This window comes from Streptomyces sp. NPDC052016, from assembly GCF_044548445.1.
GTDB lineage: Bacteria > Actinomycetota > Actinomycetes > Streptomycetales > Streptomycetaceae > Streptomyces.
This window is the reverse complement of record NZ_JBIUBX010000013.1, coordinates 140,702-164,571: the sequence shown is the minus strand read 5'-3', so window position 1 is coordinate 164,571 and position 23,870 is coordinate 140,702. Positions and strand designations below refer to the sequence as shown.

The 23,870-nt window shown below is 73.3% G+C and carries 23 protein-coding genes and 1 pseudogene; 10 read left to right on the top strand and 14 right to left on the bottom strand.

The genetic code is table 11. The annotated features are described in order from the left end of the window. Window positions 1-141 precede the first annotated feature (141 nt). Both ACIHAR_RS18215 and ACIHAR_RS18210 read right to left on the bottom strand, forming a co-directional pair. Complete coding sequence (locus ACIHAR_RS18215; RefSeq protein ID WP_365462452.1) at window positions 142-1,110, bottom strand: SCO0930 family lipoprotein; 969 nt, start codon at window positions 1,108-1,110, stop codon at window positions 142-144. A gap of 233 nt (window positions 1,111-1,343) precedes the next feature. Continuing rightward, window positions 1,344-1,691 (bottom strand): hypothetical protein, encoded by a 348-nt coding sequence (locus ACIHAR_RS18210; protein WP_400020351.1) that lies wholly within the window; start codon window positions 1,689-1,691, stop codon window positions 1,344-1,346. A gap of 199 nt (window positions 1,692-1,890) precedes the next feature. Between ACIHAR_RS18210 and ACIHAR_RS18205 the strand changes: the two genes are divergently transcribed. Further along, complete coding sequence (locus ACIHAR_RS18205; RefSeq protein ID WP_365462448.1) at window positions 1,891-2,019, top strand: hypothetical protein; 129 nt, start codon at window positions 1,891-1,893, stop codon at window positions 2,017-2,019. Between the two features lie 21 nt (window positions 2,020-2,040). Further along, window positions 2,041-2,805 carry a hypothetical protein gene (locus ACIHAR_RS18200; protein ID WP_365462446.1) on the top strand — a complete coding sequence of 255 codons (765 nt, stop codon included), beginning with the start codon at window positions 2,041-2,043 and terminating at the stop codon, window positions 2,803-2,805. Between the two features lie 117 nt (window positions 2,806-2,922). Here ACIHAR_RS18200 and ACIHAR_RS18195 read toward each other — a convergent pair. Then, a pseudogene (locus ACIHAR_RS18195) lies at window positions 2,923-3,336 on the bottom strand (hypothetical protein); the annotation flags it as partial. A 1,317-nt stretch (window positions 3,337-4,653) separates the two neighbouring features. Here ACIHAR_RS18195 and ACIHAR_RS18190 point away from each other — a divergent pair. After that, entirely contained in the window at window positions 4,654-5,325 is a 672-nt protein-coding gene (locus ACIHAR_RS18190; protein ID WP_365462444.1) for a class F sortase, read from the top strand. Between the two features lie 35 nt (window positions 5,326-5,360). Here ACIHAR_RS18190 and ACIHAR_RS18185 read toward each other — a convergent pair whose 3' ends face one another. After that, window positions 5,361-6,203, bottom strand: a complete 843-nt coding sequence (locus ACIHAR_RS18185; protein ID WP_400020348.1) for a polysaccharide deacetylase family protein — start codon at window positions 6,201-6,203, stop codon at window positions 5,361-5,363. A gap of 204 nt (window positions 6,204-6,407) precedes the next feature. On the opposite strand from ACIHAR_RS18185, the gene ACIHAR_RS18180 reads away from it, so the two are divergent. Then, a complete protein-coding gene (locus tag ACIHAR_RS18180; RefSeq protein WP_365462440.1) occupies window positions 6,408-6,869 on the top strand; it encodes a universal stress protein in 462 nt (153 codons plus the stop codon). Between the two features lie 15 nt (window positions 6,870-6,884). On the opposite strand, the gene ACIHAR_RS18175 is transcribed toward ACIHAR_RS18180, so the two are convergent. Together ACIHAR_RS18175 and ACIHAR_RS18170 are read right to left on the bottom strand one after the other, a co-directional pair. Next, a complete protein-coding gene (locus tag ACIHAR_RS18175; RefSeq protein ID WP_400020346.1) occupies window positions 6,885-7,166 on the bottom strand; it encodes a hypothetical protein in 282 nt (93 codons plus the stop codon). A gap of 366 nt (window positions 7,167-7,532) precedes the next feature. Continuing rightward, a complete protein-coding gene (locus tag ACIHAR_RS18170) occupies window positions 7,533-8,681 on the bottom strand; it encodes a CapA family protein (RefSeq protein ID WP_365462436.1) in 1,149 nt (382 codons plus the stop codon). A 223-nt stretch (window positions 8,682-8,904) separates the two neighbouring features. Between ACIHAR_RS18170 and ACIHAR_RS18165 the strand changes: the two genes are divergently transcribed. The 3 genes from ACIHAR_RS18165 to ACIHAR_RS18155 all read left to right on the top strand — a co-directional run bounded on the left by ACIHAR_RS18165 (window position 8,905) and on the right by ACIHAR_RS18155 (window position 10,901). Then, entirely contained in the window at window positions 8,905-9,453 is a 549-nt protein-coding gene (locus tag ACIHAR_RS18165) for a sigma-70 family RNA polymerase sigma factor (protein WP_365462434.1), read from the top strand. A 137-nt stretch (window positions 9,454-9,590) separates the two neighbouring features. Next, window positions 9,591-10,106 (top strand): hypothetical protein, encoded by a 516-nt coding sequence (locus tag ACIHAR_RS18160; protein WP_365462432.1) that lies wholly within the window; start codon window positions 9,591-9,593, stop codon window positions 10,104-10,106. A 141-nt stretch (window positions 10,107-10,247) separates the two neighbouring features. Beyond that, the gene (locus ACIHAR_RS18155; protein ID WP_365462430.1) at window positions 10,248-10,901 is read left to right on the top strand and encodes a zf-HC2 domain-containing protein; all 654 of its coding nucleotides are present in this window, start codon (window positions 10,248-10,250) and stop codon (window positions 10,899-10,901) included. A gap of 158 nt (window positions 10,902-11,059) precedes the next feature. Here the strand turns inward: ACIHAR_RS18155 and ACIHAR_RS18150 are convergent, their stop codons facing one another. Both ACIHAR_RS18150 and ACIHAR_RS18145 read right to left on the bottom strand, forming a co-directional pair. After that, window positions 11,060-11,923, bottom strand: coding sequence for a DNA-formamidopyrimidine glycosylase family protein (locus tag ACIHAR_RS18150; protein ID WP_365462428.1), 864 nt, complete (start codon window positions 11,921-11,923; stop codon window positions 11,060-11,062). A gap of 31 nt (window positions 11,924-11,954) precedes the next feature. Next, the gene (locus tag ACIHAR_RS18145) at window positions 11,955-14,060 is read right to left on the bottom strand and encodes a SpoIIE family protein phosphatase (RefSeq protein WP_365462426.1); all 2,106 of its coding nucleotides are present in this window, start codon (window positions 14,058-14,060) and stop codon (window positions 11,955-11,957) included. Window positions 14,061-14,207: 147 nt separating this feature from the next. On the opposite strand from ACIHAR_RS18145, the gene ACIHAR_RS18140 reads away from it, so the two are divergent. Beyond that, window positions 14,208-15,629 (top strand): lipase maturation factor family protein, encoded by a 1,422-nt coding sequence (locus ACIHAR_RS18140; RefSeq protein WP_365462568.1) that lies wholly within the window; start codon window positions 14,208-14,210, stop codon window positions 15,627-15,629. On the opposite strand, the gene ACIHAR_RS18135 is transcribed toward ACIHAR_RS18140, so the two are convergent. The 3 genes from ACIHAR_RS18135 to ACIHAR_RS18125 form a co-directional block, all read right to left on the bottom strand. Beyond that, on the bottom strand, window positions 15,617-16,471 hold the full coding sequence (locus tag ACIHAR_RS18135; protein WP_400020342.1) for an amidohydrolase family protein: 855 nt from the start codon (window positions 16,469-16,471) through the stop codon (window positions 15,617-15,619). The two genes, ACIHAR_RS18140 and ACIHAR_RS18135, sit on opposite strands and share 13 nt — an antisense overlap. Continuing rightward, complete coding sequence (locus ACIHAR_RS18130) at window positions 16,468-16,596, bottom strand: hypothetical protein (RefSeq protein ID WP_400020340.1); 129 nt, start codon at window positions 16,594-16,596, stop codon at window positions 16,468-16,470. Before ACIHAR_RS18130 ends, ACIHAR_RS18135 begins: the two co-directional genes overlap by 4 nt. 179 nt (window positions 16,597-16,775) lie before the next feature. Next, window positions 16,776-17,552, bottom strand: coding sequence for an SDR family NAD(P)-dependent oxidoreductase (locus ACIHAR_RS18125; RefSeq protein WP_400020338.1), 777 nt, complete (start codon window positions 17,550-17,552; stop codon window positions 16,776-16,778). Window positions 17,553-17,771: 219 nt separating this feature from the next. On the opposite strand from ACIHAR_RS18125, the gene ACIHAR_RS18120 reads away from it, so the two are divergent. Continuing rightward, window positions 17,772-18,497 carry a FadR/GntR family transcriptional regulator gene (locus ACIHAR_RS18120; RefSeq protein ID WP_400020336.1) on the top strand — a complete coding sequence of 242 codons (726 nt, stop codon included), beginning with the start codon at window positions 17,772-17,774 and terminating at the stop codon, window positions 18,495-18,497. A 99-nt stretch (window positions 18,498-18,596) separates the two neighbouring features. Further along, the gene (locus ACIHAR_RS18115; protein WP_400020334.1) at window positions 18,597-19,940 is read left to right on the top strand and encodes an amidase; all 1,344 of its coding nucleotides are present in this window, start codon (window positions 18,597-18,599) and stop codon (window positions 19,938-19,940) included. 81 nt (window positions 19,941-20,021) lie between these two features. Here the strand turns inward: ACIHAR_RS18115 and ACIHAR_RS18110 are convergent, their stop codons facing one another. From ACIHAR_RS18110 to ACIHAR_RS18100, 3 genes are all read right to left on the bottom strand, one after another. Then, window positions 20,022-20,195 (bottom strand): hypothetical protein, encoded by a 174-nt coding sequence (locus ACIHAR_RS18110; protein WP_365462416.1) that lies wholly within the window; start codon window positions 20,193-20,195, stop codon window positions 20,022-20,024. A 487-nt stretch (window positions 20,196-20,682) separates the two neighbouring features. After that, the gene (locus tag ACIHAR_RS18105) at window positions 20,683-22,188 is read right to left on the bottom strand and encodes an SDR family NAD(P)-dependent oxidoreductase (RefSeq protein ID WP_365462414.1); all 1,506 of its coding nucleotides are present in this window, start codon (window positions 22,186-22,188) and stop codon (window positions 20,683-20,685) included. Window positions 22,189-22,289: 101 nt separating this feature from the next. Next, on the bottom strand, window positions 22,290-23,612 hold the full coding sequence (locus tag ACIHAR_RS18100) for a wax ester/triacylglycerol synthase family O-acyltransferase (protein ID WP_400020331.1): 1,323 nt from the start codon (window positions 23,610-23,612) through the stop codon (window positions 22,290-22,292). Between the last annotated feature and the right edge of the window lie 258 nt (window positions 23,613-23,870).

The window sequence follows — 23,870 nt, the reverse complement described above, 5'->3', positions numbered from 1 at the left end:
GAAGGGGAGCACGAAAAGTACCCGAAGGACGGCGTCGCCGACAGCACAGCGGTCCGCCCCCTCCGTGCGGCGCGGAGGGGGCGGACCGGGGGTCGTACGTGCCGTCGCAGCTTGCGGGGATCAGCCCTGGGGAGGCGATCTCTACTGCTCGGGCGCGCCGACCAGCTTTCCGTCGGGGGCCACGGCGTACCACTGACCGCCCACGCCCTGACCGTTGATGTCCCCCGGCGCCTTGTCACCGGAGAAGGTGTAGATCGGCGAGCAGTTGACCGTCATCTGCTTTTTGCCGTCGGACCGGGTGAAGCTCATCAGGCCCTTCTTCTGGACGCCCTCGGTGTCGTTCGTGGCGACCGGGGCCACGGCCGGCCACTTCTCCAGGCAGGCGCCGTTGCAGTTCGACACCGGATCGGGCCAGGCCTTGTCCTTGAGGAAGCGGTAGACCGTCATGCCGTTCTTGTCGACGACGATCTCACCGAGGTTGGGGTCCTTGCGGACGGACAGCCCGGGCAGGTCGGACGCCGCCTTCGCCTTCTTGCCGTCGGGGGCGAGCGCGAACCACTTGCCGCCCACGCCCTGGCCGTTGGCGTCACCGGCGTTGGTGTCCTTGGCGTAGCGGTAGACCGGCCAGCCGTCGACGGTCAGCTGCTTGGTGCCGTCGGTCCGGGTGACCTCGCCGAGCAGCGACTTGTCGATGCCGTCGCCCGCGGTGGCGTCGTCGGCGGGCACGGGCGGCCAGGTCTTCGCGCAGTCGCCGTCGCAGTTCGACTTGGGCGGTTCCGCGGTGTCCGCGTCGAAGCGGTACAGGGTCATGCCGTTGGCGTCGATCAGCACCTTGCCGAGCTCCGCGTTGGCGGAGACGGACAGCTGGCCGGCGCCGGTCTGGGTGCCGGCCCCGGCACCGCCCGTCGCCGCCGGGGTGGCGCCCGCGCCGACGCCGGCGCCGACCCCGCCGGTGCCGCTGCCCACACCCGCGACGGTGCCGGCCGGGGCCGTGACCCCCACGTTCTGGCTGGCGTTCGACGTACCGCTTTCCTGACCGCACGCCGTCGTCAGCGCCAGAACGGACACAGCGCTCGCCACGAGTGAGGCGCTCCGCCAGGAGGTCTTCATCGTCAACAACTCCCCGATCATCACAAGGGTGTTGCAGCGCCCTGCTGCGCCGCCGCACGGCCATGGGTACGCATGCCGGTGGGCGTTGCGTTCAAACGCGGCACAAAAAATCTTTCCGGCGCCTGTGACGGGTTCGCTCCACACCACTCCGCTCGCACACGCGTACGGCGGGCCGGACGCACGAACGCCCGCGGGCCAAACCGCCGGAGCGGGACTTCCCCCCTTCGGGGCATTCACCCCCGCGCGCGGCCGTACGCGCTGGTGGAAAGCCCCATGATCTCCGTCGTGCATGGACCCGAAACGACCCGATCGGCCCTTGTCGCACGAGGGTTGGCCCTGGTGACCGCGGCGTGGATCCTCGCGGCCGCGCCGGCCGGGGTGGCCGTGGCCGACGCCTGCGCGTACGCCTCGACGGGCCCGGACGGAACCGAGGCGATCGCGGTCGCGGGGAAGTCCCCGTGGCCGACGCCGCCCCAGTGCCCGGTACCGACACCGACGCCCACGCCGACCCCCACACCGCCGAAGCCGAAGCCCCCGCCCGAGCCGACGCCCACGCCGCCGCCGCCGAAACCGACGCCCACGCCCGCTCCTGAGCCCCCGCCGAGCCCGGCCCCCGTACCGAAGCCCCCCGCGAGGCCTCTCCCACCGCCTCCGCCGCCACCCGCCCCCGCACCGCCCCGGCGCGTGGCACCGCTCCCCCCGCCGCCGCCCGCACCGGCTCCGCCTCCGGCGCCCACCCCGACGCCGCCGAAACCCACACCACGTCCTTCCGTCACCCCCGTGCACTACCCCGCGTACCACGCGCCGCCGCGCCGGCACCCCACCCGCGGTGGCCCCTCACCGGTCACCTACGTCCTGCTCATCACCGCGCCCGCGGTGGTCGCCGTCGCCGCGCTGCGGCCGCGCTAGCGCCGATCCTGGAGGCATCCCTTGCCGGAATGGCTTGTTCTCACCCTCGCAATGCTCGCCGCCTGCGCGGTGGTGGTCGTCATCACCCTGGTCCGGCACCGCAGGGCGGCCGACGACGAGGACCCCTCCGAGACCCCTGACGTCATCGAGTACATGACCATGTGGATCGGTGTGGTGTACGCCATCGTCCTGGGCCTGGCCATCGCCGGGGTCTGGGAGGCCCGTGGCGTCGCCCAGGACCACGTCCAGACGGAGGCCCAGGCGCTGCACGAGATCTCGGAGCGGGTGCGGGTGTACCCGCCGGACGTGCGCGACCGCATTCGGGCGGATGTCAACGCCTATGTCGGACACGTCGTCAGCACCGAGTGGAAGGCGATGGCCGACGAGGGCCGGGTGACCGAGCGGGGGGACGCACTCCTGCGGAAACTGCGCGTGGACCTCACCGACTACGAGCCGAAGTCCGACTTCGAGGCGCAGGCCTACCAGCCGCTCCTGGACCAGATGAGCGCCGCCGACCAGGCGCGCAACGCCCGCGCCGGCTCCGTCGACCCCACCATGCCCGGGGTGGTGTGGTTCGGTCTGATCGCCGGGGCCGTCATCACCGTCGGCATGGTCTTCGCGCTCCAGATCCGGCGCACCAGCCGTGAGCTGATCCTGGCGGGACTCTTCTCCGCGCTGATCGCCTTCCTGCTCTTCCTGATCTGGGACTTCGACGCGCCGTACAGCCGGGGCATCACCGCGACCACCGAGCCCTTCCTGGCCCTCTTCCCGGGCATCAAGGGCTGACGCCGGCCCCCGGAACGGCGGCATGGCAGGTCTTCGCCCCGGTCCGCGGAAAGCGACCGTGGCGAAGACCTGCGTGTGGCGTACGCGCTGTCGTAGGGGCACCCCATGGAGCCGGGCTCAGGCGCGGCACTCGGCGCGGCGGCGCAACCAGAACACTCCCCCGCCGAGGACGGCCGTGGCGACGAGTCCGCCGCCGATGGCCATGTCGATCGGCGTGGCACCGCTGGTGCTGCTGCCTCCGAGACCACCGCGGACACCGCCGAGGACGGTGAAGGCGGTCGGGTTGGTGAGGGTCCGGCCGCCGCAGTTGACCGTGATGCTGTGCGAACCCGGGCCGGCGTTGGTGCTGACCGTGGTGGTACCCCTCGCGCTCCCGCCGGAGCCTGCCGCCCTCAGGCTGACCGTGCGGAAGGAGTCCGAGCTCATGGTCCCGCCGTTGCGGCAGCCGTCGACGCTGACGGTCAGCTGACCGCCGCGGGCGACGATGTTGGGCAGGGCGGCGATGTTGCTCGGGCCGAAGTGGTTGTTGCCGCCGTTGCCACCGAAGTTGTTGCCGTTGCCGCCCCCGTTGTGGTTGCCGTTCCCGTTGCCACCGGCGTTGTTGCCCGGGCGGCCCCCGCCGCCGTTGCCGTTGCCGCCTGCGTTGTTGCCGTTGCCGTTCCCGTGGCCGTTTCCATTCCCGTTGCCACCGGCGTTGTTGCCGTTCCCGTGGCCGTTACCGTTGCCACCGGCGTTGTTGCCGTTCCCGTTCCCGTGGCCGTTGTCGTTCCCGTTGCCACCGGCGTTGTTGCCGTTCCCGTTCCCGTGGCCGTTGTCGTTCCCGTTGCCACCGGCGTTGTTGCCGTTCCCGTGGCCGTTGTCGTTCCCGTTGCCACCGGCGTTGTTGCCGTTCCCGTTCCCGTGGCCGTTCCCGTTCCCGCCGAATCCGTTTCCGTTCCCGTTCCCGTTGCCGCCGAATCCGTTCCCGTTACCGTTCCCGTTGCCGTTCCCATTGCCTCCGTAGCCGTTGCCGTTCCCGTTTCCGTCTCCGTTGCCTCCGAAGCCGTTGCCGTTGCCGTTCCCGTTACCACCGAATCCGTTGCCGTTGCCGTTCCCATTGCCGTTGCCGTGGCCGTTGTTGCCATTGCCGCCGGCATTGTTGCCGTTGCCGTTACCGTTCCCATTGCCGTGGCCGTTGTCATTTCCGTTGCCACCGGCGTTGTTACCGTTCCCGTTGCCTCCGTAGCCGTTGCCGTTGCCGTTACCGTTACCGCCGAATCCGTTACCGTTCCCGTTTCCGTGGCCGTTTCCGTTGCCGTTGCCGCCGAAGTCGTTCCCCGGGCGGCCCCCGCCGTTGTGACCGTTGCCGCCGGAGTCGTTGCCGGGCCGGCCTCCGCCGTTGTCGCCGTTGCCACCGAAGCCGTTGTCGCTCAGGCTGCCCGGACTGGGCATGCCGTCCGCGACGGTCACGGGGGCGGTGAGCCCGAGGACGGCGACCGCGGTGGCTGCGGCCGCCAGGGCACGTGGGTTTCTCATGTGATCCTCCGCGGAAGGCGCCCCGGGGCCCGTCCCCGGCATGTCGGCGAGCAAACGCCTTCCGGAACGACCCTCAGATGCCCTGCGCAGGCCCGCATTTCGGGAATGGTCCGTCCCGGTGAGGCGACACGCCGGGCGAACAGCTCACCATGGGATATCGCCGCAGGTCACGGAGCGTCGGAAATTTCCTGCCCGCGGCGACTCGGATGGCGCACCGATCAACGCGGGGACCACCCGTTCGCCTCCGTCCCGTCGCCGGTTGACGATGCGGGACTTAGCGTTCTGGTATGCGCGAAAGGACGTGGCGACGGCCGCGTCGAAAGGGGATGGCGAATGTATGGGTACGAGCTGTCCGGGATGACGGAAGAGGAGGAGCGGCCGAAGAAGCGAGCCCCCTGGGGCGTGATAGCTCTCGTTCTGCTGACCGGCCTCGCGCTCATCCGGAATGGTTCGGGCGAGTTCGACGTCGGCCCGCCGCAGCCCGCCTCCGCGGCCGCCGCCGACGCCCAAGCCGCCCAGGACGCCCTCGGCCGGGCCCCTGCGCCGCTGCCGCACGGCGTGCCGAACCGGGTGCGGATCTCCGCCATCCAGGTGGACGCCCCGGTCGTCCCGGTCGGTCTGGACACGGACGGCTGGGTCGCCGCGCCGCCCCCCGAGGACCCGAACCTGGCCGGCTGGTTCACCGGCGCCGTGTCGCCCGGCGAGAAGGGGACCGCCGTCGTCGTCGGCCATGTCGACAACACCCAGGGACCCGCCGTCTTCTACGGCCTGGGAGCCCTGAAGAAGGGGCAGCAGGTCGAGGTGGTCCGCCAGGACGGGAAGACCGCCGTCTTCGAGATCTACGGAGTCGAGGTCTTCGCCAAGAACGACTTCCCCGGCGACCGTGTCTACACCTCGAAGGGCTCTCCGGAACTGCGGGTGATCACCTGCGGTGGCGGCTTCTCCAAGGTGCACGGATACGACGGGAACGTGGTGGTCTTCGCCCGCCTGGCCGCGGTCCGCTGACTCCGGGCGGGCGGGCGTGCCCGCCCGGTGTCCGGTCACGCGTACCGCCGGTACGGGACGGAGATGTGGTAGCCGGAGTCCAGGAGTCGCGGGAGGTACTCGCGCAGTGCCCACACGCTCTGCGAGCGGTCGCCCCCGGCGTCGTGCGAGAGCACCACGACGCCGGGGCCGGCGCCCTTCTCCACCCGGTCGACGATGGTGCGGGTGCCGGGGGTGGTCCAGTCGAGGGAGTCGAGCGTCCAGGCCAGCGGTTCCATGCCGAGTTCGGCGCCGAGTTGGAACGCGGCGCGGTTCCAGGCGCCGTAGGGGGCGCGGAACCAGCGCGGCCGCTCGCCGTAGGTGTCCTCGATGACGTCGCTGGTGCGGGACATCTCGGAGCGGATCCTTCGGCGGGTGAGCCGGGTGAGGAGGGGGTGGGACCATGTGTGGTTGCCGACGACGTGCCCCGCGTCGGCCATCCTGGCCAGCAGGTGCGGATACGAGGCGGCCATCTCCCCGCACACGAAGAACATCGCGCGGACGTCGTACTCGGCGAGGGTGTCGAGGATGGCGGGGGTGTAGCGGGGGTCGGGACCGTCGTCGAAGGTCAGCACCATGGTCCGGCCGCGGCCGGAGATCCGCAGCAGCGGCCTGCGCCGCACGGGGGTGCGGGCGGGCACGGCACCGTGCGGGCCGTGCCCGGCGAGCGGATGGAGGCGGTAGGCGGACGCCTCCATCGGGACGCTGTGCACCGGGGGGCCGGCGGCCGGTGCGGGGCCGCGGACGGGCTGGCCCCCCGTTCCCCAGGCGAACAGTCCGGCCGTGCCGACCGCCCCGGCGGCGGCGGTGGCGCCGGCGACGAGCATCCGGCGACGCGTGAACAACTGATCCTTCTGCATGAGTCATCCGTCGCCCGGAAGGCCGCCGACGCCCCCCGCCGGCACCGGGGCGGCGGCACGAATCCACCCGCCCGGCGCAGCAACCGGGGCTCGCGTCGCCGACGGGTCGCCTCCGGCCGGGCTGACGCGCCGCTCCTCCGCGCGGCCTGCCCTCCGAGCGGCCCGCGCAGGGCCGGACCTGCGGGTTCCGATAGCCTCGGCATCGTGACGGAACAGCACGCGTACCGGTTCGAGCGGGGTACGGACGGCCCCAAGGTCATCGTGGCCGGGGTGGACGGATCCGACTCCTCCTTGCGGGCCGCCGCCTACGCCGCCGGGCTGGCCCGGCGCCAGCGCGCGCTTCTCGCCGTCGTGTACGTGCAACCGGTCATGGCGGCGGGCGCGGCGCTCGGGGTACCGGTCGCGGACACGACCGACGCGATCGCCGAGGACCTGGTGGCGCAGATCCGGGAGGCCACCGAGCGGATGCGCGGGACCTTCGACATCCGCTGGGAGTTCCACACGTTCCGCGGTGACCCCTACAACGGCCTGGTGAAGGCGGCGGACGAACTCAAGGCCGACGCGGTGGTGGTGGGCGCCTCCGAGCAGGCCGGGCACCGGATCGTGGGGTCGGTGGCGGTGCGGCTGGTCAAGGCGGGGAGGTGGCCGGTGACGGTGGTGCCGTAGCACCCCGCCGCCCCCTTACGGGGGGTCGAGGGCACGCGCTCCGGCGCCGGTCGGTACGTGACCGCGGTTCGGGACGGCCGACTCCCCGTCCCGTCGCTCCCGCAGGCCGCCGCCGGCGGCGTCGGACCGCAGCCGGCGACCGGACCCCGGCAGCAGCCGGCACACCTCCCCGCAGGCGAGCTCCGGCGCCACGCCGCCGTGCACCAGCGCCGGCGACACCCGCTTCTTCCCGGCGGCTTCGGCGGCCGGCCCGTCGGCGCCGTCGCCGGCCGACGGCGGGTAGCCGGCAGCCGTCACGCGCATCCGGGGGCCGACCGATCCGGAGCCCGAAGGCTCCCTCGCGCATCCGGGAGCCGACCGATCCGGAGCCCCGAAGTCCCTCACGACCATCCGCGGACCGACCGGTCCGGAGTCTCATGGCTCCGTCGGACAGGCGGCGTCACCTCGCGCGCCTCCCGCGCGCCTCTTTCACCCCTCGCCGCGCGGGCGCCGCGACCCCCGCCACCCTCGCGCCCCCGCGCTACCCTTCGCCCCGCGCCCCGCGCCCCCGCGCCACCCTTCGCCCCGCGCCCTCGCGCCCCTCGGCGGGGAGCATACGCATCGCGTCGGGAGCCGCCGTCGCGGCCCGTCACTCGCCCATCGTCAGCCGGCCGTCGCGACCCGTCACTCGCCCATCGTCAGCCCGTCCTTGGCCGCGCCCCGGCTGAGCACGACGTCTTCGATACGGTCGCGTGCGCCCCGGACGTCGGCGCCCTGGGCGAGGGCCTTGTTGAGGTTCACCGCCCGGCCGGCGTCGATGTCGAACATCTGCGGGACGAACGCGGCCTTGGTCACCTGCCAGCGGCCGCCGGGGCGGGCGGGCGCGGCGAAGGTGAAGCGGGCGGCGCTGGACTGGTTGCCGCGCGGGTCGGGCCGGCGCTGCTTGTTCACCGTCTCGCCGGTGACCAGGTCGCCGAGGCCGTAGACGACCCAGGTGCCGTTGACCTTCTCGTACGGCTGGGGGACGCGGGCGCGGGTACCGAGGATGAGGTCGATGTCGGGACGGCCGTCCGTGCGGGAGGCGGTGAGGGACCTGGCGAGGGCGAGCTGGACGACGTCGGGCGCGTCCTGCCACGGGGTGCCCCAGTGCAGGGAGACGACCACCACGTCGGCGCCCGCTGCCCGGGCCGCCTTGGCATCGGCCATGATCCGGTTCTCGTCGATGCGGTGGACGGCCCAGGGCTGCCCCGCGGGCAGCGGGCGGCCGTTGGTGTCGGCGGTGTAGGAGAGGTGGGCGACCTTCGCGGGCCCCGCGGGCAGGAGGGTGACGGAGGTCCCCTCGGCCTCGGTGCGGGCGGTGCCCGCGTGGCGTACGCCGGCGCCGTCGAGGGCGTCGAGGGTGCGGCGGATGCCGGCGGCCCCGTCGTCGAGGCTGTGGGTGGAGGCGGTGGCGCAGCCGTCGTAGCCGGTGGCGGCGAGCGCGTCGGCGATCTCGGGCGGGGACCTGAAGAGCGGGCCTCCGGTGTAGCCGCCGTTCGTGCCGACGACGGTTTCCAGGTGGCACAGGGCGAGGTCGGCGCCGGAGACGACGGAGGCGACGCCCTCGAGCATCGGGCGGAAGTCGTGACCGGCGCCCCCGGCGTCGAAGCGCGCCCGTTCGATGACGGGGGTGTGCGGGATGATGTCACCGGTGGCCACGAGGGTGAAACTGCGGGCGGCGGGGGCGGGTGCTCCGGGCAGCCCGGCCGGCTCGTGTTCGTCGGCCTGACAGGCGGCGGCCGCCGCCAGGATGGCCGTGATGACCAGGGCCACCAGGTGTCTGCGTGCGATCACGGGATCACCCCACCACATACGGATTGTCATATTTACGCACGCCTTACTACTAATCCATGGAGCCGGGCGCGCGGCCCCGGCGCTCCCGTCGCCCCGGCGCGATGCGCGCGATCGGCGTAAGCCGGGACCGTTCGTCGAACCGTTCGTCGACGCGATCGACCGTCCGTCGCAGAGCCGTGTGTGCGGCCTGTCCCTCCCGGCCGCCCTGCGGTGCCATACGCCCATGACCGCCGGAACCGCCCTCGCCACCAGGACGACGACCGCCGAGCACGAGCTCGCCGCGCTGCAGCGCGAGCACGGCCGGCCGCTCTACGCGCTGCTGCTGAGGCTGTGCGACGGCGACCGCCAGCGGGCCGAGGACCTCGTCCAGGAGACCCTGGTGCGCGCCTGGCAGCACCCCGAGGCACTGCGCGCCGAAGCCTTCGACTCCGTACGACCCTGGCTGCTCACCGTCGCCCGGCGGCTGGCGATCGACGCGCGGCGGGCCCGGCAGGCCCGGCCCGCCGAGGTCGGCGACGCGGTGCTGGAGAACGCGCCGGTCTGCGCCGACCACGCCGAGCGGGCCGCCGCGACCCTCGACGTGCGCGAGGCTGTGAAGACACTCACTCCGGAGCACCGTGAAGTCCTGGTGCTGGTGTACTTCCAAGGGGCGAGCGTGGCGGAGGCCGCCCAGGCCCTCGGCATCCCGCCGGGTACGGTGAAGTCCCGCGCGTACTACGCGCTGCGCGCCCTGCGCCGGGTGCTGCCCGGTTACGCGCCCGACCTGGGCTGAAACCCACGGTCGAGTCAAACCTCCGTAAAGCGCCTTGCCGACCACCTCGGTTGAGTAATCGGGTGTCCTTATCCGTGTTCCGGAGAGGAGTTCCCGGCGCCGGGTGACGCGCACGCACCGGAGGAAGGCAGGAAGGGATGCTGCACAGAGGTCATCAGAGCACGGACGGCGCCGGCGGCGGCGAACTGACCGTCCCCATGGCCTGGTTGTACGCCGAGTACATCGCCGACGAACTGCTGCGGACCGGCGATCTGATGCCGCCGACGTCCTTCGAGTTCCGCGCCGGGCGCGACGCCCTGGCACTGACCATCTTCCTGTCCGACACCGACGGGGAACTCCCGGGCATCCGGGTCGTCACCCAGCTCGAGACCTGGCTGTCGCTCACCGCGTACGACCAGCCCTGGCAGGACTGGGTGGACGAGCGCATGGCCCAACTGACCGCCGAGGCGGTCGAGTCCGGCGAACCCGCACCCGATCTCGAACTGGCGTCCGCGGCCTGGCGCTGGCTGGAGGAGACCGAGCTGCTCGCCCCCGACCTCAACGCGGTGCCGGGCGGCGCCGCCGGCGTCGGCGAGGAGGACGGGCCCAAGGTCTGGACGCCCGCCTGGCAGCTCGGACTGCCCCTCGGACATCTCGCGATCCATCTTTTCTGAAGTCCGACCAATCCGCGGTCCCGGCCGCTCCGAACATCTGGGTCACGATTTGGTATGGGCCTTGAGTGATTCCTCTGCCCGGTGCGTACCGGTGGGAGCAAGGAGTAACCCCACTGGCACTCAACGGCACGAGGTTTCGGCATGAGGTCCCTGGAGAGGCATCGCGACGTCGGCGCGTACGCGCTCGGCGTGCTGGACGAAGCGGAGGCCTTCCGCTTCGAGGACCACCTCATGGAGTGTCCTCGTTGCGCGGCGGAGGTCACCGAGTTCGGCCCCACCACCCGTCAGTTGATGCTCTACCGGCGGGCGACTCCGCGTACGGTCCACCCCTTCGCCGGACCGGGACCGCGGCTGCTGGACCGGCTCCTCGCAGAGGTGGCCGCCCGGCACCGGGCCGCCAAACGCCGGCTGCTGTACGCGGTGGCCGCGTCCCTGGTGGTGGCCCTCGCCGGACCCGCGATCGCGATGACGGCGGGCGCCGGGGAGGACCGGCCCGTGCAGGTCACCGCGACCGACGAGAAGTCGGGGGTGTGGGCGCAGGTGACGACGGAGAACGAGGTGTGGGGCAGCGAGGTCGAGTTGAAGGTCAAGGACGCCGCGGGCCCGCGCGCCTGCCACCTCGTGGTCATCGGCCGCGACGGCTCGGAACAGACGGTCACGAGCTGGAGCGCCCCGCACCACGACGCCCGCCCCAACACGATGAAGGGCGGCGCCGCCCTGCACCCCGACGAGATCGCCCGCTACGAGGTGCGGACCAAGCAGGGGGAGCTGCTGGTGGGACTGGAGCCGCGGTAACCGCTCCGGCTCCTCGGTTGATGTGCCGTCGGCCGGCCGCGGACCGAGACTGAAGATGCCGACGTGGAGTCACCGACGGGCCCACTCCGCGCCCTGAGAGCCCCGTCGCGACGGCCAGGGCACTCCGGCGACCGGACCGCCCCGGTGGCCCGCCGGGGCTACTTCAGCAGCCTCGACATCCTCCGGTCGGCCAGCGGCTTCCCGCCGGTCTGGCAGGTCGGGCAGTACTGGAGCGACGAGTCGCTGAAGGACACCTCGCGGACGGTGTCACCGCAGACCGGGCAGGGCTCGCCGGTGCGGCCGTGCACCCGCAGGCCGGTCTTCTTCTCCGCCTTGAGACGGCCTGCCGCCAGGCCCCGGGAGCGTTCCACCGCGTCCGTGAGGGTGGTGCGCAGGGCCTCGTAGAGGGTGTGCGTCTCCTCCGGGGTCAGGGAGGCGGCGAGCTTGAAGGGGGACATCCGCGCCGCGTGCAGGATCTCGTCGCTGTAGGCGTTGCCGACGCCCGCGATCAGGGACTGGTCGCGCAGGGCGCCCTTCAGCCGCCGGCGTTCGCCCGCGAGGAGCGCGGCGAAGCGGTCCTCGTCAAAGTCGGGGGCGAGCGGGTCGGGCCCGAGACGGGCGACCCCGGGGACCTCTCGCGGGTCCCGTACGACGTACACCGCGAGCCGCTTCTGCGTGCCGGCCTCGGTCAGGTCGAAGCCCTCGCCGGTCTCCAGGGCGACCCGCAGGGCGAGGGGCCCCTTGCCGGGGCGGGGCGGGCCGTCGGGGAGGCGGTCCTTCCAGTGCAGCCAGCCCGCGCGGGCCAGGTGGGTGACGAGGTGGAGTCCGCCGGCCGTCTCCAGGTCGAGGAACTTGCCGTACCGGTGCACCGCGGTGACCTCCCGGCCCTCGACGGCGGACGGCGGCGGGTCGTAGGTCTTCAGGACGCTGATCGCGGCGGGCATCACACGGACGATCTCGTGGCCGACCACGTGCTCGGTCAGGAAGTCCTTGAGCGCCTCGACCTCGGGGAGTTCCGGCATACGTCCAGGGTGCCATCCGGGGCCGACGTGCTCAGGTCCGCCGCTCCACCGCGAACTCGCACCACACGCACTTGCCGCTGCCGCGCGCCTCCACGCCCCACCCGTCGCCGAGCAGGTCGACCAGGAGCAGGCCCCGCCCGGAGACGCCCGACTCCCCGGCCTCACGGCGGCGCGGCAGGGCGCTGGAGGAGTCCTCGACCTCGACGCGCAGGACCGGGGCGGCGCCGTTGAGGACCCGTACCGTGACGATCGCGGCCCCCTCGGTGTGCATGAGGGCGTTGGTGATGAGCTCGTCGGCGACCAGTTCGATCTCGTCGGCGCGGTCACGGGCGCCCCAGGCGCGGACGGCGGCGCGGATCATGTGCCGGGCCCCGGTGAGGGCCGCGGGTTCTCCCGGAGCGACGTGCTGCTGGAGCCTGCCGCCGGGCCGCGGGGTCTCGGCGCCCCGGCGGCGCAGCAGGAGCAGGGCCACGTCGTCGTCGCCGCCGCGCTCCTCGGCCACCTCGATCAGGCGGTCGGCGAGTCCGCGCACGTCGCCGGGGCCGGCGGCGACGAGGGCGGTGAGGGCCCGCATGCCGTCGTCGAGGTCGGCGCCGGGCTGTTCGACCAGGCCGTCGGTGAGCAGCAGCAGGGTGTGGCCGGGATCGAGTTCGAGGGTGGTGACCGGGTAGTCGAGGCTGCCGAACTCGGCGGAGAGGCCGAGCGGCAGACCGCCCGGGACCGGGACGCGCCGGCAGGTGCCGTCGGTGTCCCGGACCAGGGGGTCGATGTGGCCGGCCCGGACCACCTGGACCACGCCGGTGGACAGGTCCGCCTCCGCGTACAGGCAGGTGGCGAAGCGGTCGGTGTCGAGTTCGTCCAGAAAGACGGAGGCGCGCGCCATCACGGCGGCCGGGGTGTGGCCTTCGGCGGCGTAGGCCCGCAGGACGATGCGCAGCTGGCCCATGACGGCGGCGGCGTGCGTGTCGTGGCCCTGGACGTCGCCGATGACGGCGCCGACCCGGCCTCCCCCGGAGGGGGTGCCCCCGGGCAGCGGGATCAGGTCGTACCAGTCGCCGCCGATGTCCCGGCCGAGGGAGCCCCCGATGGTGGCGGCGCGGTAGCGGACGGCGACGTCGGCGCCGGGGACGCTGGGGATGGTGCGGGGCAGCATGGCCTGCTGGAGGCCCTGGGCGATGTCCTTCTCCTGTTCGTAGAACATCGCCCGCTGGAGGGACTGCGCGATGCTGCTGCCGAGGGCGACGAGGATGTTGCGCTCCTCGGGGGTGAAGCCGCGCCGGTCGCCGTAGAGCAGGCCCACGGCGCCGATCGGTCGGGCCTGGACGATGAGCGGCAGGTAGGCGGCCGAGGTGATCTTCAGGTCGGTGATGTGCGGCCACAGCACGGGGTATCCGGCGGCGAACTCGTCCGGCGACTCGATGAAGCGGGGCGTGAGGGTGCGGACGACCTCGCTCATGGGGTACGGCTCGTCGATCCGGGTGACCAGGGTGCCGGGCACGAAGCTGCCCTCGGGGCCTTCGGCGATCAGCCGGATGCGGCCGGCCTCGACCAGGCCCATGACGAGACTGGTGGCTCCGAGGTGGGTCAGGCCGTGGGTGTCCTTGAGGACGTCGATGACGTCCCGCACGGTCCGGGCGTGCGCCAGGGCGGCGGTGGTGAGCTGGACGACGTTGGTCTGTTCGCGGAGCGCGCCGTCGCGGGCGGCGTCGTCACGGCGGACCGCGAGGTCCTTCAGCTCCTCGGTGGCGTCGCGGACGATGCCGATGATCCGGCGGGGGCGGCCGGTCCCGTCGCGCCGGATGTAGCCCTGGGTGTGGGTCCAGCACAGGCCGCCGTCGCGGCGCCGGACGCGGAAGTAGGCGCCGTAGTTCTCGCTGCCGTCCTTGATGGCCTGGGCGACCAGGGCGTCCAGGCGGATGGCCTCGGACGGCGGAACACGTGCCGACAGGCTCTCGGGGCGGCCGTCGTACTCCTCGGGCGGCATGTCGAAGATCTCGTGGGCGCGGGCGTCCATGTGGAACAGCCCGGAGTCCAGGTCCCAGTCGAAGCTGCCCATGCGGTTGAGCGCCAGGATCGGATCCGGGTGGGCGGGCCAGTCGGCCGGGAGGGACAGCGCGCTCGCTCCCCGATCAGACATGGGGCCACCTTGCCAGCATTTGTCCGATTCTTCGACCCGGACGGCTGCCAGTGGCCCGGTTGCGCGGACCCGTGCCCCGGGTTACGCAGGCCGGGGCGAGGAACACGCACCGTGATCGGCCTCAGACTGGAGAGAGGAGCGCACGCCGTGGACTGGTTCACCGCACCCGAGTACTGGACGAGCCGGCTGGTCTTCCAGCGGGCCCTGGCCGGTGTGTACCTGGTCGCGTTCCTGACGGCGGCGCTGCAGTTCCGGGCACTGATGGGTGAGCGGGGCATGCTGCCGGTGCCGCGTTTCACGGCACGGGTGCCCTTCCGGCGGGCGCCGAGCTTGTTCCACTGGCACTACTCCGACCGGTTCTTCGCGGTCTGCGCATGGACGGGCTGCGCGGTGTCGGTGGCGCTGCTCGCGGGGCTGGACGGGTACCTGCCGCTGTGGGGCGCGATGCTGCTGTGGCTGGTGCCCTGGGCGCTGTACCTGTCGATCGTCAACGTCGGCCAGACCTGGTACGGCTTCGGCTGGGAGTCCCTGCTGCTGGAGACCGGCTTCCTCGCGGTGTTCCTCGGCAACGACGAGGTGGCCCCGCCGATCGTCGTGCTGTTCCTGCTGCGCTGGATCCTCTTCCGGGTCGAGTTCGGCGCGGGCCTGATCAAGATGCGGGGCGATCCGTGCTGGCGGAAGCTGACGTGCCTGGACCACCATCACGAGACACAGCCGATGCCGGGCCCGCTGAGCTGGTACTTCCACCATCTGCCGAAGCCGCTGCACCGGGTGGAGGTGGCCGCCAACCACGTCACCCAGCTGGTCGTGCCGTTCCTCCTGTTCGCCCCGCAGCCGATCGCGACGGCCGCCGCCGCCCTGATGATCCTGACCCAGCTGTGGCTGGTGCTGTCGGGCAACTTCGCCTGGCTGAACTGGATCACCATCGTGCTGGCGGTCCCCGCCCTCGCCCTGCCCGCCGACCCGCCGTCCGTGCCCGGGGCCCCGCTCTGGTACGTGGTGGTGGTGCTCGCCGTGGGCGCGTTCCTGCTGTTCCTCAGCCACCGCCCGGTGCTCAACATGCTCTCCCGCGGCCAGGTCATGAACCGTTCCTTCGACCCGCTCCACCTGGTCAACACCTACGGCGCGTTCGGCAGCGTGAGCCGGATCCGCTACGAGGTCGTGGTCGAGGGCACGCTGGACGAGGTGCCGCGCGAGGACTCCGACTGGCGCGAGTACGAGTTCCGCGGCAAGCCGGGCGATCCACGGCACTGGCCGCGCCAGTTCGCCCCCTACCACCTGCGGCTGGACTGGATGATGTGGTTCGCCGCGCTCTCCCCCGCCTACGCCGGCGCCTGGTTCGGCGCGCTGGTGGAACGGCTCCTGGAGAACGACCGTGCCACGCTCCGCCTGCTGCGCCGCTCCCCGTTCCCGCCCGACCGGCCGCCGCGCCATGTCCGCGCCCGCCTCTTCCGCTACCGGTACACGACCTGGCGGGAGCTGCGGGAGACCGGCGCGTGCTGGGAACGGACCTTCGTGCGGGAGTATCTGCCGCCGACCCGGCTGGCGACCGTGGTTCAGAGGCCGTAGACGCGGGTGGCGGTGCCCTCGAAGAGCTGCTCGCGCTCGTCCCGGTTCAGGTCGGCCGCCAGACCGGCCGTGAGGTGGGCGACCTGGGAGTAGGTCGCCGCCGGCGTGCAGACCGGCCAGTCCGAGCCGAACATCAGACGGCCGGGCCCGAAGGCCCGCAGCACGGTGTCCCAGTAGGGGCGCAGCGGCGCGAGGGGCCAGGTGGTCCTCCCCCAGAGTGCCCGGTCCGTCTCCGTCACCATGCCCGACACCTTGCACACCGTGTTGGGCAGCCCGCCCAGTGCCCGGATGTCCGAGGCCCAGGGTTCCAGCTCGCTGGAGGCGATGGGCGGCTTGCCCAAATGGTCGAGGACGAAGGTCAGGCCGGGCAGCGCGGCCGCCGCCCGCACACAGGCGGACAGCTGGTGCGGCAGCACGACCAGGTCGTAGACCAGTCCCGCGTCGGCCACGGCGGCCAGCCCTCGCCGTACGTCCGCGCGCGACAGCCAGTCCGGGTCGGGCTCGCCCTGGACCTGGTGGCGGATGCCCTTGAGGTGGCGGCCGCCGGGGAGGTCGCGCAGCCGGGCCAGTTCGTCCGCCACGTCGGGGCGGGTCAGGTCCGTCCAGCCGACCACGCCGGCGACCAGGTCGTGTCCGGCGGCGAGGGCGAGGAACTCGGGGGTCTCCTCGGCCACGGTGACCGTCTGCACCAGGACCGTGCGGTCGACGCCGGCCGCGCGGGCCTCGGGTGCGAGGTCGTCGAGGGTGAAGTTTCGCCGCAGCGGCTGGAGTTCGGGGCCGGTGATCCAGTCCTGGTCGCGGATGGACAGGTCCCAGACGTGGTGGTGCGCGTCCACGGTCACGGCAGCTCCCGCACGACGGGCAGGCCCGCGTGGGCCGCCGTGAGCTCGTCGGGCAGCTCACGGTGGGCGCCGTCGTGGGCGGTGACGCGGGCGGAGCGGATCCTGGTGTGCGGCACGGTTCTCATGACGGCTCCTCCGACGGCACTTGCGACATGGTCTCCGACGACTTCCCGTGAGGCTCTACGGGCGGGTGTTCGGGCGGCTCCCCGGACGGCGGCTCCGACGGCTGTCCGGCCGGGACGGGCGCTGCCGGTGGCGCCGAGGCGGAGGCCGGTGACCTCGGCGCCGCTGCGGCCTGCGGCGTTCACCGGGCCGCCGCCGGGCGCGGCCGCAGGCCCTGCATGCCGCCGTCGACGGCGAGCGAGGTGCCGGTGGTGGCACCGGACAGGGGGCCCGCCAGGTGGGCGACGGCGCCCACGACCCCGGCGGCGTCGACCTCGGCGGCGTCGACCATGCGGCCGGTGGGCCGGCGAGCCTCCAGGGCGGCGCGTTCGACGGCCGGGTCAGGGGCGGGGTCGAGGAGGCGGCCGATCCAGGGGGTGTCCGCCGTGCCCGGGGCGAGGCGGTCGACGCGGATGCCCTCGCGGACGTGGTCGGCGGGCGCGGCGAGGGCGAGGGAGTGCACGGCGCCCTTGGCCGCGCCGCGGAGCGCGCGCCGCGGCAGGCCGGCGGTGGCGGCGGTGGAGCAGGTGTCGACGATCGCGGCGCGCGCGGAGCGGCGCAGATGGGCGGCGCGGGCCACGCGGACCAGGCCGCAGACGCCGACGTCCAGGACGCGGTGCCACTCGGCGTCGTCGTAGTCCTCGGCGTCCTCGACGCTGCCCTGGGCGCCGATGCCCGCGTCGTGGACGAGCACGTCCAGGCCGCCGAGGTCGGCGGCGGCCGCCGCGAGGGCCGCACGGCCGGAGGGGTCGTCGGTGACGTCGGCGCGGTAGCCGAGCAGCGGCTCGCCGGCGCCCGACGGGTCCAGGTCGAGGACGGCGCCCCGGGCGCCGCGCCCGGCCGGCAGCCCGGCGGTGGCCCGGCCGACGCCGGGGGCGCCGCCCGTCACCAGGGCACTGAGGCCGTCGACGTCGTTCAAGCGTCCCGTCCTCCCGCCGCGCCCTCATGTGCGTCTCCACGGTGGTCACAGACCCCGTGCCGCATATTTATCAGACCACTTGCCGCTCACGACACCCCTCATCCCGTGCGCGAAGCCTTTGCGACCCGAGTGGTCCGACCACCTCGCTCGTTAGACTGCGGCGCACCGGCGAAGAGGCGCCCCGGCCGCAGCGGCGCACCCGGTGACGGAAGAGGTGACGTGGACGAGGCCGACGAAACTCCGCCCAGCGGGCCCGCCGGCCCGAGGGGCACGGTGACGCAGCGCGCCATCGAGCGGATCAAGGCGATGATCGCCGACGGTCTGCTGGAGCCCGGCCAGCGGCTGCCGACCGAGCGGGAGCTCGCGGCACAGCTCGGCATCTCCCGCAGCTCGATGCGCGAGGCGATCCGGGCGCTCACGGTGCTGGGCGTCCTGGAGGCCCGGCACGGTTCGGGCATCTACGTCACGCGGCTCCAGGCCGGCGACCTTCTGGAGACCTTCGGGGTGGTGGCCGGCCTCTCGCGCGGGCCGCGGCTGGTCGAGTTGCTGGAGGTGCGGCGGGCCCTGGAGTCGACGGCGGCCGCGCTGGCCGCCGCGCGCATCACCCCGGAGCGACTGGCCGCGGTGGAGGGCCATCTGGCGGCGATGAACGCCACCGACGACCCCGAGGAGATCCTCGCCCACGATCTGGCCTTCCACCGGGAGATCGCGGCGGCCGCCGGGAACGAGACCATGGCCGCGATCCTGGACGGCCTGTCGTCGCGCACCTTCCGCGCCCGCGTCCGGCGCGGTCACCGGGAGGAGGGCGCCTTCGCCCGCACCCGCCGGGAGCACGCCGCGATCCACCGCGCCCTGGCCGCCCGGGATCCGGAGGCCGCCCGGGCTGCGGCGGCCGCGCACGTGGGCGCGGTCGAGGAGTGGCTGCGGGCACAGCTCGACTCTTGAACATGACGAGGCCCGCTCCCCCTCTCGACGCGGAGCGCTCCGCGCGGGCACAGTTCTCCCTGCGTACTCACCAGTAGCACCCTGCACCGAGGAGCACCTGTGACCGAGTGGGTCGGCCGGACCGCCGTCGAGATCGCCGCCGCCGTACGCGAGAGGCGGGCCACGCCCCGTGAGGTGGTGGCCGCGCATCTCGCGCGGATCGAGCGGCTCGACGGCCGCGTGGGGGCGTTCCGTACGGTGCGGGCGCGGGCGGCGCTCACCGAGGCGGACGAGGTGGGCGCCCGCGCGGACCTGGCCGAACTGCCCCTGGCCGGCGTGCCGGTGGCCGTCAAGGACAACCTCGCCGTGCGGGGCGAGTCCATGCGCGTGGGCTCGGCGGCGACCCCGGACACGCCCGCCGGGGACGATCACGTCACGGTGGCCCGGCTGCGGGCGGCCGGCGCGGTGGTCGTGGGGCTGACCAACGTGCCGGAGCTGTGCGTGTTCGGGACGACCGAGGGGGTGCACGGCACGGCCCGCAATCCGTGGGACACCGCGCGCACGGCGGGCGGTTCGTCCGGGGGCAGCGCGGCCGCGGTCGCCGCCGGGATGGTGCCGATCGCCCTCGGCAACGACGGCATGGGCTCGCTGCGCATACCGGCGGCCAACTGCGGCCTGGTCACCGTCAAGCCGGGTCACGGGGTGGTGCCCGCGGGCATCGGCGAGGGCGACTGGTTCGGCATGTCGGAGAACGGTCCGCTGGCGACGACGGTCGAGGACGCCCGCCTGATGCTGTCGGTCCTCGCCGGCACGGAGGTCGTACGGGCGGAGGAGCCCGGCGTCCGCCGGATCGCCGTCTCCGTACGCAGCCCCCTCGCCGGTGTCACCGTCGGCAGGCCGTACGTGGCCGCGGCGCGCGAGGCGGCCGGGGCGCTGGCGCGGGCGGGGCACCGGGTGCGGCGGGCCGATCCGCCGTATCCGCTGTCGTTGGGCGTCACCGCGCTCGCGCACTGGACGGCGGGCACGGCCGTCGACGCGCGAGGGCTGGACGTGCGGCTGCTGACCCGGCGCACCCGGGTGCACGCCGCTGTCGGCCGACGATTTCTGAACCAGGTCCGAGGCGGCACCGCACGCGACGAGCTGCGGCGCCGGCTGGAGCCGTTCTTCGCGGAGTACGACGTGCTGCTCACGCCTGCGCTCGCGCGGCGCTCGCCGAAGTCGGTGCGGTGGCACGAGCGGGGGTGGCTGAGCAACCTCCTGGCGAACACGAGTTACTCGCCGCTGACACCGCCGTGGAACCTGACCGGCTGGCCGGCGGCGGTGGTGCCGATGGGGACGTTGCCGTCGGGCGCGCCGACCGCCGTGCAACTGGTGGGGCTGCCGGGGTCGGAGGCGCAACTGCTGCGAGTCGCTGAGCAGTTGGAGGAGCTGTGTCCGTGGCGGCGGACGGCGCCGCTCGCCTGAGGAGGGGCGGTCGGCATGCGCATGGGCGTGTCACACGCACGCCCATGCCGTGGGCGACCCCGGCGGATTGCGGTCCGGTAATCAGTCCACGCTGGGCAGGATGTGGGGTTCGGCGAGGTCCTCCTCATAGCCGGCGAGGCGGATGGGGGCGGAGCGGGCCCACACGTCCAGGCTGCCGATCTCCCCGGGCCGGCGGCCCGCGCTCTCCGCGCGTTCCTTCGGGCGTGTTTCGCGATTCGTCTTCTCCGGTGTCACCGCGCACTCCTTATGTGTCGGGTCACCCTCGGGGCGTGCCGGTCACTCTGCGCTCCGGCTCTCGAGGCGTCCTCGGGTCTGTCTGAAGGCGGTTCGGACGCGGTGGCGCCGGTAACTGCGAGGAAGCAGGCCGTTGTCAACCGGCTTGTCCCATGACGGACGGTGGGTGTGGGTGGCACTCCGTGCTGCTGTCCGTCCGCTACAGATTAACCAAATGAGCGGGGGGGCGCTCGATAGGGCTCAAAATTTTGGGTAACCATGGCATGTCACCCATGTGTCCCCGCAGGTGAATTGAACCTTTTCACCCGGCCGCACACCTCTTGAGCTTCACCCGGACGGAGTACGACGGCCGGTGGGCGCCGCCGTCCCGGCGCCCCCCGTTCACGCGCCGTCGGACCCAGCGCCCCCCGGTCACGCCCCGTCGGGCCCGGCGAGCCCGTTCACGCCCCGTCGGGCCCGGCCCCGGCCGACACCCGGCGGGCGGCCGTCACCACTTGCCGGGCGCGTAGTCCTTCAGGAACACGCCGTACAGGTCCTCGCCGCCCTCGCCGCGCACGATCGGGTCGTAGACGCGGGCCGCGCCGTCGACCAGGTCGAGCGGGGCGTGGAAGCCCTCCTCGGCGAGACGCAGCTTGTCGAAGTGGGGGCGCTCGTCGGTGATCCAGCCGGTGTCGACGGACGTCATGAGGATGCCGTCGGTCTGGAACATCTCCTGCGCGCTGGTCCGCGTCACCATGTTCATCGCGGCCTTGGCGGCGTTCGTGTTCGGGTGGCCCGCGCCCTTGTAGCCGCGGCCGAAGACGCCCTCCATCGCCGAGACGTTCACGACGTACGCGCGTCCGCTCGCCGCCTTCCGGGCGGCGTCGGCCATGACCGGGCGGAGCTTGCTGATCAGGATGAAGGGCGCCGTGTAGTTGCACAGCTGGGTCTCGAGGAGCTCCACCGGGGAGATCTGCTCGATGGTCTGCACCCAGGTGTTGGACTCGACGACGTCGGGGACGAGGCCGCCCGCGTCGATGGCGGTGCCGTCGAGGTGCCGGGCGACGCTGGCGTTGCCCGCCACCAGGGCGAGGTCGGCGACCTTCTGCGCGTCGAGACCGCTGGTGCCCGGCGGCAGCGCGGCCAGGCCGTCGACGGCGCCGGAGTTGAAGGCGCCGATGACGTGGTGGGCGGGGAGCTCGCCGGCGGGCAGCGGGGCGCTCTCGCCCTCGACCAGGGCGGCGTAGGCGGAGGGCAGCCTGCGCACGGTCTGGGTGGCGTTGTTGACGAGGATGTCGAGCGGTCCCGCCTCGGCGACCTGGTCGGCGAGGGCCACGGCCTGCGCCGGGTCGCGCAGGTCGATGCCGACGACCTCCAGGCGGTGCATCCAGTCCGCGGAGTCGTCCATGGCCTTGAAGCGGCGGATGGCGTCCTTCGGGAAGCGCGTGGTGATCGTCGTGTGCGCACCGTCGCGCAGCAGCCGCAGCGCGATGTACATGCCGATCTTGGCGCGGCCACCGGTGAGCAGGGCGCGCTTGCCGGTGAGGTCCGCGCGCGCGTCGCGCTTGGAGCGGTTCACGCGGGCGCAGTCCGGACAGAGCTGGTGGTAGAAGTAGTCGACTTCCACGTACCGGGTCTTGCAGGTGTAGCAGGAGCGGGGGCGCTGGAGTATCCCCGCGATCTGCCCCTCCTCGGTGATCGAGGACGGCAGGATGCCCTCGGTCTCGTCGTCGATGCGCTGGGCGGAGCCGGTCGCGGTGGCTTCGGTGACCGCCTTGTCGTGGGCGGTCTTGGCGGCCCGGCGCTCCTGGCGGCGGCGCTGCTTGACGACGCGGTAGATGCCGGCGGTGGCCCGGCGCACGGCGATCGCGTCGGGGTGGTCGACCTCCAGCTTGTCGAGTTCCTCGAGCACGCTGAGGCAGACCGCGAGCCGCTCCGGGTCGATGCCGGGTCCGTACACGACCTCGTCCACGGCCTCGTCCGTGATCGCCGAGCCGTCCTCTGTCACCGTCATCGCGCTGTGTTCCCTGCTCACCCGTGCGGCGCTCGGACCGCGCCCGCTTTCGAACGGGGAAGTCTACGGAGCGCCCGGCCACACCTCCAAACCCGCGCAGGTCAAGAGCCGCAGGCCGTGATGAGCGTCTCCACCTCCTCGGAGAGCGCCCGCGCGAACCGGTCGAGGTCGGGGACCGCCTGCGCGTCGGCGACCAGGCCGTAGTGGACGCGGCCGCGGTACGTGGAGACCGCGACCGCCAGGGACTGGCCGCGGGCGAGCGGGGCGTAGGGGTAGACCTCGGTGACCGGGTTCCCGCCGAGCTTCAGGCCGAGGCTGGGCAGGGGCACGCTGGTGACCAGGATGTCGAACCACAGGCGGGCCGCCTGGCCGGCCAGCGGGCCGCCGAGACGGTGGCCGAGGGCCGGGACGTGGTCGGCGAGCAGGGCGACGGCGCCCGCGCCCCGGTTGGGTCCGGCGTCCTTGTTGCGGTCCATGGCGGCGCGGACCGCGGCGAGCCGGCCGAGCGGGTCCGGATCGTCGACGGGGAGCCGCACCAGGTAGCCCGAGAGCCGGTTGCCCTGCGGATGGGCGGTGCGGGGGCGGCGCTTGGAGACGGGGATGAGGGCGCGCGGCGCGACTCCCTCGCTGCCGTCGCCGCGCTCGTCGAGCCAGCGGCGCAGCGCCCCCGCGACGACCGCGATCAGGACGTCGTTCACGGTGCCGCCGACGACCTTGCGGACGCGGTGCACGTCGTCGAGGTCGAGGACCACCCCGGCGGTGCGCCGCGTGCCGGTGGGCGCGGCGGTGAGCGCGGTGGTCGACTGCCGGGCCAGGGTGTGCACGGCGACGGAGGCGCCGATGTCGAGGGCGCGGCTCACGTCGGACAGGGCGCCGCGCAGCAGCCCGGGCAGGCGGCGTACGTCGGGCAGCAGCGCGCGGGGCGGCTCGGCCGGCCGGGGCCGGGGCGCGGGGAGGTCCATGGGGTCGAGGACGGCCGCGGCCAGCGTCAGGGCGCGCAGGCCGTCGGCGAGGGCGTGGTGGAACTTGAACAGGACGGCGAACCGGTCGCCCTGCTGCGCAGGCAGGACGTGCGCCTCCCACGGCGGGCGGCCGCGTTCCAGCGGGCGCTCCATGAGCCGGCCGGCCTCTGCCTGGAAGTCCGCGGCGGGCGGGTGCAGCCGGACGTGGTCCTGGGGGTCGAAGCCGGGATCGGGCTCGCGCACCGCGCCGCCGAAGCCGATCGGCTGCCACACGTCGCGGATCCGCATGCGCAGTCCGGGGACGGCGGCCGCCCGGGCGGCGAGCAGGTCGGCGGCGTGGGCGCCCGCGCTGGGCGAGGGCGCGGAGAAGACGCCGAGCGCGCCGAGGTGCATGGGGTGCTCGGGTGACTCGATGTTCCAGAACGCCAGGTCGAGGGGTGCCAGCAGATCATCAGGAGTCACGGGCTTGCCTCGCGTCGACGACGGGTGAGGCAGCAGTCAATCGCCTCCAGGCGATTACGGTCAAGTACGATCAGGCTACGTACAGTTAACTGTCGATTAAGAGTGGGCCCGCGCCCCGGGCGTGTCCCACGCTCGGACCGACCCGGAACCGCGCGCCCTGAGCGCCACCGGGGGGCGGGCTCGGTGCGTGCGGCCGCACGGCAGGGAGGGCGCCGAAGCGACGGAGCGGCCAGGCACCCGACGAGCCCCGGAGAAGCC